This is a genomic window from Aliivibrio sp. EL58, from assembly GCF_900312675.1.
Taxonomy (GTDB): domain Bacteria; phylum Pseudomonadota; class Gammaproteobacteria; order Enterobacterales; family Vibrionaceae; genus Aliivibrio.
In genome coordinates this window covers 271,871-288,386 of record NZ_OMPC01000008.1, presented here as the reverse complement: position 1 = coordinate 288,386, position 16,516 = coordinate 271,871, and the positions used below count along the sequence as shown (strand labels likewise).

Annotated in this window: 13 protein-coding genes, 4 tRNA genes and 2 rRNA genes; 16 read left to right on the top strand and 3 right to left on the bottom strand. The window is 40.5% G+C overall.

Translation table 11 applies throughout. The features are described 5' to 3' along the window. From ED622_RS10730 to ED622_RS10720, 3 genes are all read left to right on the top strand, one after another. Positions 1–1,370: ribosomal RNA gene (locus ED622_RS10730) — 23S ribosomal RNA — on the top strand; the annotation flags it as partial. A gap of 124 nt (positions 1,371–1,494) precedes the next feature. Then, positions 1,495–1,610 (top strand): 5S ribosomal RNA (rrf, locus tag ED622_RS10725). Positions 1,611–1,702: 92 nt separating this feature from the next. Continuing rightward, a tRNA-Asp gene (locus ED622_RS10720) sits at positions 1,703–1,779 on the top strand. A gap of 270 nt (positions 1,780–2,049) precedes the next feature. On the opposite strand, the gene pssA is transcribed toward ED622_RS10720, so the two are convergent. Continuing rightward, entirely contained in the window at positions 2,050–3,402 is a 1,353-nt protein-coding gene (gene pssA, locus ED622_RS10715) for a CDP-diacylglycerol--serine O-phosphatidyltransferase (RefSeq protein WP_122033847.1), read from the bottom strand. Positions 3,403–3,481: 79 nt separating this feature from the next. Next, positions 3,482–3,904, bottom strand: coding sequence for a GNAT family N-acetyltransferase (locus tag ED622_RS10710; protein ID WP_122033846.1), 423 nt, complete (start codon positions 3,902–3,904; stop codon positions 3,482–3,484). Between the two features lie 70 nt (positions 3,905–3,974). Here ED622_RS10710 and murB point away from each other — a divergent pair, with 70 nt between their 5' ends. Together murB and birA are read left to right on the top strand one after the other, a co-directional pair. Then, positions 3,975–5,009 (top strand): UDP-N-acetylmuramate dehydrogenase, encoded by a 1,035-nt coding sequence (gene murB / locus ED622_RS10705; protein WP_122033845.1) that lies wholly within the window; start codon positions 3,975–3,977, stop codon positions 5,007–5,009. Continuing rightward, positions 5,010–5,969: a bifunctional biotin--[acetyl-CoA-carboxylase] ligase/biotin operon repressor BirA gene (birA, locus tag ED622_RS10700; RefSeq protein WP_122033844.1), complete on the top strand. Its 960-nt coding sequence runs from the start codon at positions 5,010–5,012 to the stop codon at positions 5,967–5,969. On the opposite strand, the gene coaA is transcribed toward birA, so the two are convergent. Further along, positions 5,970–6,893, bottom strand: coding sequence for a type I pantothenate kinase (gene coaA / locus ED622_RS10695; RefSeq protein ID WP_122033843.1), 924 nt, complete (start codon positions 6,891–6,893; stop codon positions 5,970–5,972). It abuts the gene before it with no gap. 194 nt (positions 6,894–7,087) lie between these two features. Between coaA and ED622_RS10690 the strand changes: the two genes are divergently transcribed. From ED622_RS10690 to rpoB, 11 genes are all read left to right on the top strand, one after another. Then, positions 7,088–7,163: transfer RNA gene (locus ED622_RS10690), tRNA-Thr, on the top strand. 40 nt (positions 7,164–7,203) lie between these two features. Further along, a tRNA-Tyr gene (locus ED622_RS10685) sits at positions 7,204–7,287 on the top strand. A 34-nt stretch (positions 7,288–7,321) separates the two neighbouring features. Further along, positions 7,322–7,396, top strand: a tRNA-Gly gene (locus ED622_RS10680). Between the two features lie 84 nt (positions 7,397–7,480). Beyond that, positions 7,481–8,665 carry an elongation factor Tu gene (tuf, locus tag ED622_RS10675; protein ID WP_122033842.1) on the top strand — a complete coding sequence of 395 codons (1,185 nt, stop codon included), beginning with the start codon at positions 7,481–7,483 and terminating at the stop codon, positions 8,663–8,665. 228 nt (positions 8,666–8,893) lie between these two features. Beyond that, on the top strand, positions 8,894–9,271 hold the full coding sequence (secE, locus tag ED622_RS10670; RefSeq protein ID WP_023604471.1) for a preprotein translocase subunit SecE: 378 nt from the start codon (positions 8,894–8,896) through the stop codon (positions 9,269–9,271). 12 nt (positions 9,272–9,283) lie between these two features. After that, on the top strand, positions 9,284–9,829 hold the full coding sequence (gene nusG / locus ED622_RS10665; RefSeq protein ID WP_060992739.1) for a transcription termination/antitermination protein NusG: 546 nt from the start codon (positions 9,284–9,286) through the stop codon (positions 9,827–9,829). 118 nt (positions 9,830–9,947) lie between these two features. Next, complete coding sequence (rplK, locus tag ED622_RS10660) at positions 9,948–10,376, top strand: 50S ribosomal protein L11 (RefSeq protein WP_122033841.1); 429 nt, start codon at positions 9,948–9,950, stop codon at positions 10,374–10,376. A 4-nt stretch (positions 10,377–10,380) separates the two neighbouring features. Continuing rightward, the gene (rplA, locus tag ED622_RS10655) at positions 10,381–11,085 is read left to right on the top strand and encodes a 50S ribosomal protein L1 (protein WP_122033840.1); all 705 of its coding nucleotides are present in this window, start codon (positions 10,381–10,383) and stop codon (positions 11,083–11,085) included. Between the two features lie 242 nt (positions 11,086–11,327). Next, positions 11,328–11,822 carry a 50S ribosomal protein L10 gene (gene rplJ / locus ED622_RS10650; protein WP_122033839.1) on the top strand — a complete coding sequence of 165 codons (495 nt, stop codon included), beginning with the start codon at positions 11,328–11,330 and terminating at the stop codon, positions 11,820–11,822. A 55-nt stretch (positions 11,823–11,877) separates the two neighbouring features. Then, positions 11,878–12,246, top strand: coding sequence for a 50S ribosomal protein L7/L12 (gene rplL / locus ED622_RS10645; RefSeq protein WP_105053812.1), 369 nt, complete (start codon positions 11,878–11,880; stop codon positions 12,244–12,246). 232 nt (positions 12,247–12,478) lie between these two features. Continuing rightward, positions 12,479–16,507, top strand: coding sequence for a DNA-directed RNA polymerase subunit beta (rpoB, locus tag ED622_RS10640; protein ID WP_122033838.1), 4,029 nt, complete (start codon positions 12,479–12,481; stop codon positions 16,505–16,507). Positions 16,508–16,516: the final 9 nt, after the last annotated feature.

The following is a 16,516-nucleotide window of genomic DNA, read 5'->3' as shown; positions in this document are numbered from 1 at the left end:
GATGCCATACTTCCAGGAAAAGCCTCTAAGCTTCAGATTATAAGGAATCGTACCCCAAACCGACACAGGTGGTCGAGTAGAGAATACTAAGGCGCTTGAGAGAACTCGGGTGAAGGAACTAGGCAAAATGGTACCGTAACTTCGGGAGAAGGTACGCTCCTAGCGGTGATGAGACTTGCTCTCTAAGCTGCCGGGAGTCGCAGATACCAGGTGGCTGCAACTGTTTATTAAAAACATAGCACTGTGCTAAATCGTAAGATGACGTATACGGTGTGACGCCTGCCCGGTGCTTGAAGGTTAATTGATGGGGTTAGATTGTTTCTCTATATAGAGAGGGGTCGAAGCTCTTGATCGAAGCCCAAGTAAACGGCGGCCGTAACTATAACGGTCCTAAGGTAGCGAAATTCCTTGTCGGGTAAGTTCCGACCTGCACGAATGGCGTAATGATGGCCACGCTGTCTCCACCCGAGACTCAGTGAAATTGAAATCGCTGTGAAGATGCAGTGTACCCGCGGCTAGACGGAAAGACCCCGTGAACCTTTACTACAGCTTGGCACTGAACATTGACCCTACATGTGTAGATCTMGGTGGKMGCCKTWKMAWYAARAAMRMAATATTGGTGGAGGCAATCTTGAAATACCACCCTTGTATGCTTGATGTTCTAACGTTGGTCCCTTATCGGGRTTGCGGACAGTGCCTGGTGGGTAGTTTGACTGGGGCGGTCTCCTCCCAAAGAGTAACGGAGGAGCACGAAGGTGGGCTAAACACGGTTGGACATCGTGTGGTTAGTGCAATGGCATAAGCCCGCTTGACTGCGAGAATGACAATTCGAGCAGGTGCGAAAGCAGGTCATAGTGATCCGGTGGTTCTGAATGGAAGGGCCATCGCTCAACGGATAAAAGGTACTCCGGGGATAACAGGCTGATACCGCCCAAGAGTTCATATCGACGGCGGTGTTTGGCACCTCGATGTCGGCTCATCACATCCTGGGGCTGAAGTCGGTCCCAAGGGTATGGCTGTTCGCCATTTAAAGTGGTACGCGAGCTGGGTTTAGAACGTCGTGAGACAGTTCGGTCCCTATCTGCCGTGGGCGTTGGATGATTGAAAGGGGCTGCTCCTAGTACGAGAGGACCGGAGTGGACGAACCTCTGGTGTTCGGGTTGTTACGCCAGTAGCATTGCCCGGTAGCTAAGTTCGGGATCGATAAACGCTGAAAGCATCTAAGCGTGAAGCGAGCCTTGAGATGAGTCATCCCTGATACTTTAAGTATCCTAAAGGGTTGTTGAAGACTACGACGTTGATAGGCAGGGTGTGTAAGTGCTGCGAGGCATTGAGCTAACCTGTACTAATTGCCCGTGAGGCTTAACCATACAACACCCAAGGGGTTTTGAACGGATTTGAAGTTGCAAGAAACGTATTGAATGTGATTAAGAACRCATACACAGCTTTCCAGATTATTATTTATCTCTTATTGAGGTAGATAGAAAGAATTTGCTTGGCGACCATAGCGTTATGGACCCACCTGATCCCATGCCGAACTCAGAAGTGAAACGTAATAGCGCCGATGGTAGTGTGGGGTTTCCCCATGTGAGAGTAGGACATCGCCAGGCTTGAATTTAGTTTTTATCTTTTTAAAGATAAAAGCAAAATAAAACATAATATGTTTTATTTAAGTAATAGCATTATGCTGAATAGACACTGCGGAGTGGTAGTTCAGTTGGTTAGAATACCGGCCTGTCACGCCGGGGGTCGCGGGTTCGAGTCCCGTCCACTCCGCCACTATTTTAAAAAGCCCTAATCGAAAGATTAGGGCTTTTTTACGTCTGTCTAAAAGTAAAATGACTCAGAATAGATACTGCGAAGCGGTAGCTCAGTTGGTTAGGCTGTCTATGGAGAGCTTAGTGAGCGGTTATAGAGAGCTGTTCTTCCATCTCTATCGTTAAGCAAACCTTTAGTATCGATTGCGTTAGATAAGGTGGATATTCAGTGAAGAGGCGAAGACAGTAAATAGCATGAGTTCTTTCAAACTCACGCTAGGCATCAAATTAATTATAAGATTTGATTTAAAATATGATCAGCTTTGATTCGTTTGATTCGTTTTATTAAACGTTTAACTTCTAGCGGATAACTATCTAATTTATCAACTTGCTTATAAGTAGCTATAAGCTGAGTATGTTTTAAGATAACTTCAAGTTCGGCTTGTTTCTCACCTAGTAATAGCTGTTCAGGATCTTGAAGAAGCAAGCCATTTTCTAGATCTAACTTCCAAGCTCTTGGATTTAAATTACTACCAGTAATTAACGTGAATTCGTTATCAACCCAGACACCTTTTAAATGGAAACTATTATTTTCATGCTTCCAAAGGCGAAGGGATAACTGTCTATTTGCTATGTAGGTTTCATTCGCTTTAGCAAAATTTCGAAGGTTGATCTCATATAAATACGGTAAACCAGCAATGGTTTTAAACTCTTCTTCTGGATCTATGTAGAAGTCATTAGCTGTTTTATCACCAACAATAACGGTTACCTTCACACCTCTGCGTAAGGCTTTCTTAAGCTCTTTAGCAATAGGTTTAGGGAAATTAAAATATGGAGTACAAATTGTTATTTCTGATACAGCAGAAGCCAATAGAAGCAGAATATGACTGTTAAGCTTATTGCCTTTTCTACCCAGACCAATAAGTGGGGTTATACCTATTTCTCCTGACTTTCGCATTTGAGGAGTAAATTGGTAATTAACTACATTTAGTTGTTTGCGAAGTTCTTTGATCGCAGGTTTTAATGATTTGGTATTTGGTCTATTTTGTTGAGATAAACAATTTACAGCAGGGCTCGCTATTAGTGTATTTTTAATTAACGACACCATAGAGTTTGCTAGAAATTGATTATTCAATAAATGGTATCTATCGCAGCGGTATTTCTCTTTATGAGCCAAATAGACATCATTTAAGCTAGCTCCGCTGTACACTACAGTATCATCAAAAATAAAACCTTTAAGGTGTAGCACCCCAAACACTTCTTTATTACGGACTGGAACACCTAAAACATTAATTGAGTGTTTGTATTTTTCTGAAAACTCTCTATAAAGAGCCGCGTTACCATCGCTAGATTCAGCACCAATAAGCCCACGTTGAGCTCTATGCCAATCAACTAAGACATTTATATCAAGTGTCGGCTGCTTCTGTTTTGCTTCGTATAATGCGGTAAATATTTCGCGACCAGCATCATCATTTTCTAAATAAAGCGCAACAATATAGATCCGTTGTTTCGCATTCTCAATTTGCTTTAATAGCTCATAGCGAAAATCTTCTGCAGTATGAAGAGTCTTTAAACTCTCAGGATTTTGAGACAACATTGGAAGCATAGATAGCTGTTCTTTACTTTCTAGAGGTTTTGTATTCATAACAAGTCATTAAATTATCAATATAAGATCAATCATTTTAGCAAAATAAAGTGATATTGCCGAGAGTAATATCAAAGAGTCAGCCTTGATATACTAAAATGTCTAAGAGTTTTCCATCTTTTGTATAACGTTCATATTTGTTTTTTACAATATGTGGAACTTCAGAACTGTTAGCGTAGTTAAATTTATTTTTAATGTAAAATGGAGTTAGGCTAGGTTCACATAGGCAGTAAGCTGCATCTAAAGTTAAGAATTGAGGCAAGTTTTTTAATAATATGCTGCCATAATTTTGTTGTCTTTTTTCATTTATTATCATCATTCCAGTCAAGAAATGACAGTCGTCATAAGTTTTTATTCGGATTGAGCCGATTATTTTTTTATCCTCTTCTAGAATGACTATGTCTTCTTTCCCTTTTGGTTTTCCTGAGGGGTAGTTATCTTTATATAGCTTATGTAGAAGGGGGAGTCGTAATTTCTCTAGGTAAGACACAGTAAGATTCATGGGGTTTTCTATATAGTTTTTTAATATTAAGTTAGAATGTACTTAATTTAGTCTTTTAAATATAGTCGATATGAAAATTTTACCTACAAAAATGTTAAAGCCATATAACAGTTTTTCGATAGATGAAAATGCTGAACTGATCATAGAAGCTGAAACGACTCAAGATTTAATTGATATTTGGTCATCAGAAAAGTATTCAAAATCAGTAAAGCTTCCTTTAGGTCGAGGAAGTAATACTCTTTTTTGTGGTCCATTTGAAGGGATTGTTGTTCTTAATCGTCTTTTAGGAAAAGAGGTTGAAGAAAAGGGTAATGATTATTTAATTACGGTTGCAAGTGGTGAAGACTGGCCTAGCTTTGTTGAATGGTGTGTAGATCATGATTACTACGGCATCGAAAACTTGGCAATGATTCCTGGTTGTGTCGGTTCATCACCGATTCAAAATATTGGAGCTTATGGATTAGAGTTAAAAGACATTTGTGAATCTGTTGAATATTTAGATCTTAATACACTAACAATTAAAAAACTTGAGCATTCTGAATGTCGATTTGGTTATCGAGATTCAATTTTCAAACAAGAGCTTAAAGATCAGGTCATAATCACAGCTGTAATATTACGTTTGTCTAAAATATGGCAGCCCCTTCTATCGTATGGCCCACTCTCGCAATTTAATGCTACGAGTAATACAGCAAAAGATATTTTTTTGAAAGTTTGTGAGATTAGGTCTAATAAGTTGCCGGATCCTAGATTATTAGGTAACGCAGGAAGCTTTTTTAAAAATCCTATCATTTCAAATGATCATTATTGTCTTTTGAAGGAGAAATACCCGGAACTTCCTGCGTATGAGTTTGGGGAGAATAAAAAGATTGCGGCGGGTTGGCTTATCGATAATGCTGGATTAAAAGGATTTCAAATTAATGATGCATCGGTTCATAAAGATCAGGCTCTTGTTCTTGTCAATAATGGTAATGCGACCTCAAGCGATATATTAAGTTTAGCGAATCATATTAAAACGAAAGTATACGAGCTGTATCAAATTGACTTGGAACATGAAGTTAGATTCTATTCCGGTTCAAAAGAAACATCTTTAACGGAGTTATTTTAAGTGAAAGAACACGTAAAGAAACTTGCGATACTTCGTCAACTTAGTGATGGACGCTTTCATTCAGGTGAAGACCTAGGTGTGAGTCTTAATGTTTCACGATCTGCAATCAGCAAGCATATTTCTGCTCTGCAAGAGTGGGGACTAGTCATATATAAAATCAAAGGTAAGGGTTATTCGTTATCTGAGCCCCTCGAACTGTTATCCCCTGATAAGGTAGGCTATGAAAAATTGCCTATTCCTATTTTATTAGGTGTTACTGACTCTACTAACCAGTATTTACTCGACGAAATGAAGACGTTGAAATCGGGACAATCTTGTTTTGCTGAATATCAGACATCAGGAAGAGGGCGCCGCGGTCGTACTTGGGTTTCGCCATTCGGAAGTAATATCTATTTTTCTTTATATTGGAAGCTTGAAAGCGGATTAGCCGGCGCAATGGGTTTGAGCCTTGCTATCGGGATTGCTGTTGTTAATGCGTTAGAATCACTTGGCTGCCAAGATTTAAAACTTAAATGGCCTAATGATATTTACTGGAATGGGAAAAAATTAGCGGGAGTACTTATTGAGTTATCGGCTCAGTCAGGCGGTGCCGCCCATGTTGTTATTGGTGTTGGTATAAACGTAGATCTTGATGATCGTTTTAATGCTGAGATAGATCAACCATGGACTGATTTGAAAGAGGTCCTTAATAAAGAAAACCAACGAAATAAGCTTGCAAATACTTTATTAAAGTCAATGCATCAAACTATGGAGGAGTTTCAAATATCTGGGCTACGTCCATTTATTGAAAGATGGAAGACGTTGGATAATTTTATGGATAAAACAATTACTTTACAAACCGGCAGTAATGGAGTGACGGGTATTTGCAAAGGGATTGATGAACAAGGCGCAATATTAGTTGAAATTAATGGAGAGATACTATCCTTCATTGGTGGTGAGATATCGATTAAGAAAGAGTAACTATTTTTTTATTGAGACCTGATTGATTGAATGGTTTTTAGTTTTTGATAATATCAAACTAGCACGCATTTTTGTTGGTAGTATATTTTCTCTTAAATTCAAACCATTAATAGTATCCCAAATATGCTCTGCTTTTTCTTTTGATTTATCAATAGACAGTTCAGTATAGTGCGAGAAATAAGCTCCTTTTTGTCTAAAGGCACTGGTTCTTAGTTTTAAAAAACGCTCGGTATACCAAAGTTTTAACTGTTCTTGGGTAGCATCAACATAAATAGAAAAGTCTAAAAAATCAGAAACGAATTGGTTATGCTGCTGCCCTGGATAGTCATAATTATTTTGTAAAACATTTAATCCTTCAATAATTAAAATGTCGGGATTTGAAATGATTTTTTTCTCATCAGTAATATCATAAGTTAAATGCGAATAAATGGGAGCTTCAACAGAACGTTTTCCCATTTTAACGTCAGCGACAAATGAAACGAGAGATTTCATGTCATATGATTCAGGAAACCCTTTCTTGTGCATGATCCCCTTATCAATCAGTACCTGATTTGGATATAAAAAGCCGTCAGTGGTCACTAATTGTGTGCTTAAATTTGGTATTAATTGACGTAATAACGTTTGAATGATTCTCGCGGTTGTACTCTTCCCAACAGCAACACTACCAGCGATTCCGATAATGAATGGTGAGTTGATGGTATTGTTTAATAAGAAATTTTCTAAAATGATGTTTTTTTCTTTATGGCTTTCTATGTGAAGTTGAAGCAATCGAATTAATGGTAAGTAAATTTCTTCTACTTCCATAATATTGATATTCTCATTTATCCCACGCAGGCTAGTTAATTCTTGTTCGCTTAATGTCAAAGGAGTTGAATTGCGTAATTCAGCCCATTCTTTACGAGAAAAAGTTAAGTAAGTGCTCACATTGTTTACCAGAGGGATTTAATGAAGGGCAAACAATACAATAAGGAAGTATAAGAAAAAAGAGTAGTTGCTCTTTTTCAGTCATAGAACTGATTATAATTCGCTAAATTGGTGTGAAAAGGTAAAAAAAATCATTTTATTTGATTTTTCGGTTGCATGATATTTAGAGATTAACTAGAATGCGCACCAATTGTGCCGACTTAGCTCAGTAGGTAGAGCAACTGACTTGTAATCAGTAGGTCACCAGTTCGACTCCGGTAGTCGGCACCATTCTATTTTTAAATTATATTAAAGAATAGATATAAAATTTGGAGGGGTTCCCGAGTGGCCAAAGGGAGCAGACTGTAAATCTGCCGCGAAAGCTTCGATGGTTCGAATCCGTCCCCCTCCACCATTTTCAAGGTAAAATAGCTCTGTCGAGTTACATTGCGTGCATCGTATAATGGCTATTACCTCAGCCTTCCAAGCTGATGATGCGGGTTCGATTCCCGCTGCACGCTCCATCTCCTATTTTCCTTATATTTCAAATATATTTTTTGGTTACGTGGTCATTTATAACCACCAATGCCGTACCTAGAGGGACTATCATGTCTAAAGAAAAATTTGAACGTACGAAACCGCACGTAAACGTTGGTACTATCGGCCACGTTGACCACGGTAAAACAACTCTAACTGCTGCTATCTGTACTACACTTGCAAAAGTGTACGGTGGTGTTGCTAAAGATTTCGCATCAATCGATAACGCTCCAGAAGAGCGCGAGCGTGGTATCACAATCTCAACTTCTCACGTTGAGTATGATACACCTGAGCGTCACTATGCACACGTTGACTGTCCTGGACACGCCGATTATGTTAAAAACATGATCACTGGTGCTGCTCAAATGGATGGTGGTATCCTAGTTGTTGCTGCAACAGATGGTCCAATGCCACAAACACGTGAGCACATCCTACTTGGTCGTCAAGTTGGTATCCCTTTCATCGTTGTATTCATGAACAAATGTGACATGGTTGACGATGAAGAGCTTCTTGAGCTAGTAGAAATGGAAGTTCGTGAACTTCTTTCTGAATACGAATACCCAGGTGATGATTTACCAGTAATTCAAGGTTCAGCTCTTGGCGCTCTAAACGGCGAAAAAGAGTGGGAAGATAAAATCGTTGAGCTAGCAACAGCTCTAGATACTTACATTCCACTTCCAGAGCGTGCTGTAGACATGCCTTTCCTACTTCCAATTGAAGATGTATTCTCAATTCAAGGTCGTGGTACTGTTGTTACTGGTCGTATCGAACGTGGTATCCTACGTGTAGGTGACGAAGTAGAAATCATTGGTATCAAAGAAACTACAGTTTCTACATGTACTGGTGTTGAAATGTTCCGTAAACTGCTTGACGAAGGTCGTGCTGGTGAGAACGTTGGTGCACTTCTACGTGGTACTAAGCGTGATGACGTTGAACGTGGCCAAGTACTTGCTGCTAAAGGTTCAATCAACCCACACACTAAATTTGAGTCAGAAGTATACGTTCTTTCTAAAGATGAAGGCGGCCGTCATACTCCTTTCTTCAAAGGCTACCGTCCACAGTTCTACTTCCGTACAACGGATGTAACTGGTGATATCACACTTCCTGAAGGTGTTGAAATGGTAATGCCTGGTGACAACGTTCAAATGACGGTTGAGCTAATCGCTCCAATCGCTATGGACGAAGGTCTACGCTTCGCAATCCGTGAAGGTGGCCGTACAGTTGGTGCTGGTGTTGTTGCTAAAATCTTCGCGTAAGATTTGACGAAGTACTAGTAAAAAGGGCATCATTTGATGCCCTTTTTCTGCGTTGTATTGTGTGTTGTTTTATTTTTCATCTAAATTAATAAGAAAATATAGAGTACAGCGCAGACAAATTAGCAAATAGCTGGTTTATAGGATGAAGAGAGTAGGGTATATTTACTCTTGTTTTTGAATTTCTGTCTAATGATGGAAAATGATTTTAGTTATGTCACAGGTTGGTTTATGAAAACAAATACTGAGACGACAGAAACTTCAGGCGCAGTTGATACAATTAAGTGGTTACTAGTTTTAGTTCTGCTTTCTGCTGCGGTAATTGGTAATTATTTACTAGCTGATCTGTCTGTTGTTATTCGAGCTGCCGGTGTAGTTGCATTAATTGCTGCTGCTGGTGGTATTGCTGCTTTCACAGCAAAAGGTCAAACTGCAATTGCATTTGCTCGTGAATCAAGAATGGAAGTACGTAAAGTTGTTTGGCCTACACGCCAAGAAACAACACAGACAACTTTCATTGTTCTTGCTGTATGTATCGTTATGGCCCTTATTTTATGGGGTATTGATGGTATCATGGTAAGACTAATTGGCTTAATCACAGGTGTTTGAGGATAAGTGATCATGAGTGAAGCTCCAAAGAAACGTTGGTATGTAGTTCAAGCCTTTTCAGGTTTTGAAGGTCGTGTATCACAATCGCTACGCGAACATATTAAAATTCATAACATGGAAGAGTTATTTGGCGAAGTACTTGTACCAACTGAAGAAGTGGTAGAAATGCGTGCCGGTCAACGTCGTAAAAGCGAACGTAAATTTTTCCCAGGTTACGTGTTAGTGCAAATGATCATGAATGATGAATCATGGCACTTGGTACGTAGTATTCCACGTGTTATGGGATTCATTGGTGGTACTTCAGATCGCCCAGCACCTATCACAGATAAAGAAGCTGATGCTATTTTGAATCGTCTTGAACAAGCGAGCGAAGCTCCTCGTCCTAAGACGTTATTTGAAGCTGGTGAAGTGGTTCGTGTTACAGAAGGCCCATTTGCTGACTTTAACGGTACTGTTGAAGAAGTCGATTACGAGAAGAGTCGCATCAAAGTATCTGTTTCTATCTTCGGCCGTGCAACTCCAGTTGAACTAGAGTTTAGCCAAGTAGAAAAAAACTGATCGAAAAATCATCAAAGCTATTGTAAAGCGCGCGAATTATTATTATAATTTCGCGCGTTTTTGTTAACGGGGAGCTAATCCAGTTGGATGGCGATTGAACCCAAAATTAGGAAATATTATGGCTAAGAAAGTTGAAGCTTATATCAAACTGCAAGTTGCAGCAGGTATGGCGAACCCAAGTCCACCAGTTGGTCCTGCTCTAGGTCAACACGGTGTGAATATCATGGAATTCTGTAAAGCGTTTAACGCAAGAACAGAATCTGTTGAGAAAGGTCTACCTACTCCAGTTGTTATCTCTGTATACAGCGACCGTTCTTTTACGTTTATTACTAAGACTCCACCTGCTGCTGTTCTTCTAAAGAAAGCTGCTGGCGTTAAGTCTGGTTCTGGTCGTCCAAACACTGAGAAAGTTGGTACTATTACTGACGCTCAAGTACAAGAGATCGCAGAAACTAAAGCTGCGGACATGACTGGTGCTGACATTGAAGCTATGAAGCGTTCAATTGCTGGTACTGCTCGTTCAATGGGTCTAGTGGTAGAGGGTTAATAAAATGGCTAAACTTACTAAGCGTATGCGTAATATCCGCGAAAAAGTGGAAGTTACTAAAGACTACGAAATCAACGAAGCTGTTGCTCTTCTTAAAGAATTAGCTACTGCTAAATTCAATGAAAGTGTTGATGTTGCTATCAACCTTGGCATTGATGCACGTAAATCAGATCAAAACGTACGTGGCGCAACTGTGCTACCTCACGGTACTGGTCGTGATATCCGTGTTGCTGTGTTCACTCAAGGTGCAAACGCAGAAGCTGCTAAAGAAGCAGGCGCTGATCTAGTAGGCATGGAAGATCTTGCTGAACTAGTTAAGAAAGGCGAAATGAACTTTGACGTTGTTGTTGCTTCTCCAGATGCAATGCGCGTTGTTGGTCAACTAGGTACAATCCTAGGTCCTCGCGGTCTTATGCCAAACCCTAAAGTTGGTACTGTAACTCCTAACGTTGCTCAAGCAGTTAAAAATGCTAAAGCTGGTCAGGTTCGTTACCGTAACGACAAAAACGGCATCATCCACACTACTATTGGTAAAGTGGATTTTGATGCTGCTCAACTTAAAGAGAACCTAGAATCTCTTCTAGTTGCACTTAAGAAAGCAAAACCAACTTCAGCGAAAGGTACTTTCCTGAAGAAGGTAAGCATCTCAACTACAATGGGTGCTGGCGTATCTCTAGATCAAACGACTCTAGATACTGCTACAAACTAATTTGCAAAAGCGTAGAGTTTGTGTATAATTCTTCGCTTATCAAATTTATGGTTGGGGCTGTTTAATTTTTAATTAAATAGTCTCCGTCCAAGACCGTAGGCGCTCGAAAGAGCTTAATAAAACCTGCGTAGACGGTGCCCGAACTAAAAACTTTTTTTATATTAGTTTTCTGGGAATGCATCGTAATTACTCTCCTACAATTTTGTAGTGAGTGGTGTAATCACAACCAGAGGTTAATCCAAATGGCTTTAAATCTTCAAGACAAAAAAGCAATTGTTGCTGAAGTCAACGAAGCAGCCAGTGGTGCACTTTCTGCAGTTGTAGCTGACTCTCGTGGCGTTACTGTTGGCGCAATGACTTCTCTACGTAAACAAGCGCGTGAAGCGGGTGTTTACATGAGAGTTGTTCGTAACACACTAGCACGTCGTGCAGTAGAAGGTACTCAGTATGAGTGTCTACAAGACACATTTACTGGTCCATCTCTACTTGCATTCTCTAATGAGCACCCAGGTGCTGCAGCACGTCTTTTTAAAGATTTTGCTAAAGAGAATAAAAACTTCGAGATTAAAGCTGCTGCATTTGAAGGCGCAGTTACTGATGCTGATGTACTAGCGACACTACCAACTTACGACGAAGCTATCGCACGCCTAATGATGTGCATGAAAGAAGCTTCTGCTGGTAAACTGGTACGTACTATCGCTGCTGTTCGTGATCAAAAAGAAGAAGCTGCGGCATAAGCCCTGCTTTATTTGATTACAAAATAAATTATTGTTGACTTAAAAGAGAATTGTTATGTCTATTACTAACGAGCAAATCCTAGACGCAGTTGCAGAAATGTCTGTAATGCAAGTTGTTGAGCTTATCGAAGCTATGGAAGAAAAATTCGGTGTTACTGCTGCTGCTGCAGTAGTTGCTGGTGGTGCTGCAGGCGCTGACGCTGCTGAAGAGCAAACTGAATTTGACGTTATCCTAACTGCTGTTGGCGGAAACAAAGTTTCTGTAATCAAAGCTGTACGTGGCGCTACAGGTCTTGGCCTGAAAGAAGCTAAAGGTCTTGTAGACTCAGCTCCAGCACCTCTAAAAGAAGGCGTTGACAAAGCTGAAGCTGAAGGTCTTAAAGCACAGTTAGAAGAAGCTGGTGCGACTGTTGAAATCAAGTAATTATTACTTAGTTTCATAGCCTAACGGCTAATGGCTGGTGGTTTATTAACCACCGGCCTTTTTGCGCTGTAGGGTTTAGGGTAATTTCACACTGTTTAAAGTCCCTATATCCGAGCAAAAAACATAGTCTCAATCAGAGATTATGTCCTACAGAAAACAGTGTTATTAGTTACTGTCCCAACCTTTCGAAGGCGGATGGTTCGGGTCACTTATCAGCGAGCTGAGGAACCCCATGGTTTACTCTTATACAGAGAAAAAGCGCATCCGTAAGGATTTTGGTAAGCGTCCACAAGTGTTGGACATACCATACTTGCTATCGATCCAGCTTGATTCTTTTACTAAGTTTATCGAGCAAGATCCTGAAGGGCAATACGGTCTTGAGGCTGCTTTCCGTTCTGTTTTTCCAATTCAGAGCTACAATGGCAACTCTAAGCTAGAATACGTTAGCTACAATCTCCGTGAGCCAGAATTTGATGTTAAAGAATGTCAAATCCGCGGTGTTACATATTCTGCACCACTACGCGTTAAATTACGCTTAGTTGTGTATGATAAAGATGCACCTGCAGGCACGGTAAAAGACATTAAAGAACAAGAAGTCTACATGGGCGAAATTCCGCTTATGACAGACAACGGTACTTTTGTAATCAATGGTACTGAAAGGGTTATCGTATCCCAGCTGCACCGCAGCCCAGGTGTCTTCTTCGACAGCGATAAGGGTAAAACCCATTCATCTGGTAAAGTTCTTTATAACGCACGTGTAATTCCTTACCGTGGTTCATGGTTAGATTTCGAATTTGATCCTAAGGATAACTTATTCGTACGTATCGACCGTCGTCGTAAATTACCAGCAACGATCATCTTACGTGCACTTCGTAAGACAACTGAAGAAATCTTAGATCTATTCTTCGATAAAGTTGTATTTGAAGTGAAAGATCAAACGCTAATGATGGAATTACTTCCTGAGCGTTTACGTGGTGAGACTGCAACATTTGATATCGAATCGAACGGCAAGGTTTATGTTGAAGCCGGTCGTCGTATTACTGCGCGTCACATTCGTCAATTGACGAAAGACGAAGTAAATTATATCGAAGTACCAGTGGATTATATCGTAGGTAAAGTGGCTTCTCACGATTATGTGAATGAAGACACAGGTGAGATCATTATCGCAGCTAACCAAGAGTTTAGCTTAGAAGATCTTGCTAATTTATCTCAAGCTGGCCATAAGAAGATCGAAGTATTATTTACCAATGATCTTGATCATGGTGCATACATTTCAGACACATTACGTGCTGATTCAACTGTTGACCGTTTATCGGCTCTAGTTGAAATTTACCGAATGATGCGCCCAGGCGAGCCACCAACAAAAGAAGCTGCTGAATCATTATTTGAAAGCCTATTCTTCTCTGAAGATCGCTATGACTTATCGACTGTTGGTCGTATGAAGTTTAATAGCTCAATTGGCCGTGATAATGACGAAGGTAATGGTATTCTTGATGAGAAAGATATCATCGAGGTTATGCGTAAGCTGATCGATATTCGTAACGGTAAAGGCGAGGTTGATGATATCGATCACCTTGGTAACCGTCGTATTCGTTCTGTTGGCGAAATGGCAGAGAACCAATTCCGTGTTGGTCTAGTTCGTGTAGAACGTGCTGTTCGTGAGCGTTTAAGTCTTGGTGACCTTGATGCAATTATGCCTCAAGATCTTATCAATGCTAAGCCGATTTCAGCTGCAGTTAAAGAATTCTTTGGCTCTTCACAGCTATCTCAGTTTATGGATCAGAATAACCCATTGTCAGAAGTTACGCATAAGCGTCGTATTTCTGCATTAGGTCCTGGCGGTCTAACTCGTGAGCGTGCTGGTTTCGAAGTTCGTGATGTACACGCGACTCACTACGGTCGCCTATGTCCAATCGAAACACCTGAAGGTCCAAACATCGGTCTAATTAACTCATTATCAGCATTCGCACAATGTAACGAGTATGGTTTCCTAGAAACTCCATACCGTCGTGTTGTTGATGGTATTGTTACTGAAGATGTTGATTACCTATCTGCTATCGAGGAAGGTACTTTTGTTATTGCACAGGCGAATGCCGTGTTAACAGAAGAAGGTACTTTCGCTGATGAATTAATCATCGCTCGTCAGAAAGGTGAATCTGGACTACACCCACGTGAACACATCCAATATATGGATGTCGCGACAAACCAAGTTGTATCTGTAGCTGCATCGCTTATCCCGTTCCTAGAACACGATGATGCGAACCGTGCCCTAATGGGTGCGAACATGCAACGTCAAGCCGTTCCTACACTAAGAGCTGATAAGCCTTTAGTTGGTACTGGTATTGAACGTAATGTAGCTGTTGACTCAGGTGTAACTGCTGTTGCTAAACGTGGCGGTATGGTTCAGTCAGTAGATGCTTCTCGTATCGTTATTAAAGTGAACGAAGAAGAATTGGTACCTGGCGAAGCTGGTATCGATATCTACAACTTAACTAAATACACTCGTTCTAACCAAAATACGTGTATCAACCAACGTCCTACAGTACTTCCTGGTGAACCTGTAACTCGTGGTGATGTACTTGCTGATGGTCCTTCAACGGATCTTGGTGAGCTTGCACTTGGTCAGAACATGCGTATCGCGTTCATGCCTTGGAATGGTTATAACTTCGAGGATTCAATCCTTGTATCTGAGCGTGTAGTTCAGGAAGACCGTTTCACGACAATCCATATTCAAGAACTATCTTGTGTGGCTCGTGATACTAAACTTGGTTCAGAAGAGATCACTGCAGATATCCCTAACGTAGGTGAAGCTGCACTGTCTAAACTTGATGAGTCAGGTATTGTTTACATTGGTGCTGAAGTTAAGGGTGGTGACATCCTAGTTGGTAAAGTAACGCCTAAAGGTGAAACTCAACTGACTCCTGAAGAGAAGCTACTACGAGCTATCTTCGGTGAAAAAGCATCTGATGTTAAAGATTCTTCTCTACGTGTACCAAACTCTGTTTCAGGTACTATCATTGATGTACAAGTATTTACTCGTGATGGTGTTGAAAAAGACAAACGTGCTCTAGAAATCGAACAAATGCAGCTTAAAGAAGCTAAGAAAGACATCACTGAAGAATTCCAGATTCTTGAAGGTGGCTTATTAGCACGTGTTCGCACACTTCTACTTGCTGCAGGTACTTCTGAAGTTAAGCTTGATGCGATGGATCGTAAGCAGTGGTTAGAAATCACTCTTGATGATGAATCTCAACAAAATCAACTTGAACAGCTTGCTGAGCAATATGATGAGCTTAAAGCAGAGTTCGATAAGAAATTCGAAACTAAACGTCGTAAGATCACTCAAGGTGATGATCTTGCACCGGGCGTACTGAAAATCGTTAAAGTTTACCTAGCGGTAAAACGTCGTATTCAGCCTGGTGATAAGATGGCGGGTCGTCACGGTAACAAGGGTGTAATCTCTAAGATCAACCCTGTTGAAGACATGCCTTATGATGAAAAAGGTCAGCCAGTAGATATCGTACTGAACCCACTGGGTGTACCTTCTCGTATGAACATCGGTCAAATCCTTGAAGTTCATATGGGTCTTGCTGCGAAAGGCGTTGGTGATAAGATCAACCAAATGCTTAAAGAGCAACAAGAACTACATAAGTTCCGTAACTTCTTACAAAAAGTATACGATCTTGGTGAAACTCGCCAAGAAGTAGACATCGCTGCATTGTCTGATGACGAAGTTCGTACATTAATTAAGAACTTACGTGGTGGTTTACCAATCGCAACACCAATCTTTGATGGTGCTCCAGAAGCATCAATTAAAGAACTATTAAAACTTGTAGATCTGCCAGAATCTGGTCAGTTGAAACTGTTTGATGGTCGTACTGGTGATGCGTTTGAGCGTCCTGTAACTGTTGGTTACATGTACATGCTAAAACTAAACCACTTAGTTGATGACAAGATGCACGCACGTTCTACCGGCTCTTACAGCCTTGTAACTCAGCAACCACTTGGTGGTAAAGCTCAGTTCGGTGGTCAGCGTTTCGGTGAGATGGAAGTATGGGCACTTGAAGCATATGGTGCTGCATATACTCTACAAGAAATGCTAACCGTTAAGTCGGATGACGTGAACGGTCGTACTAAGATGTATAAAAACATCGTAGATGGCGATCATCGTATGGAACCTGGTATGCCGGAATCATTCAATGTATTGTTGAAAGAAATCCGCTCACTTGGTATCAACATCGAGTTAGAAGACGAAGAATAATCTCATTGA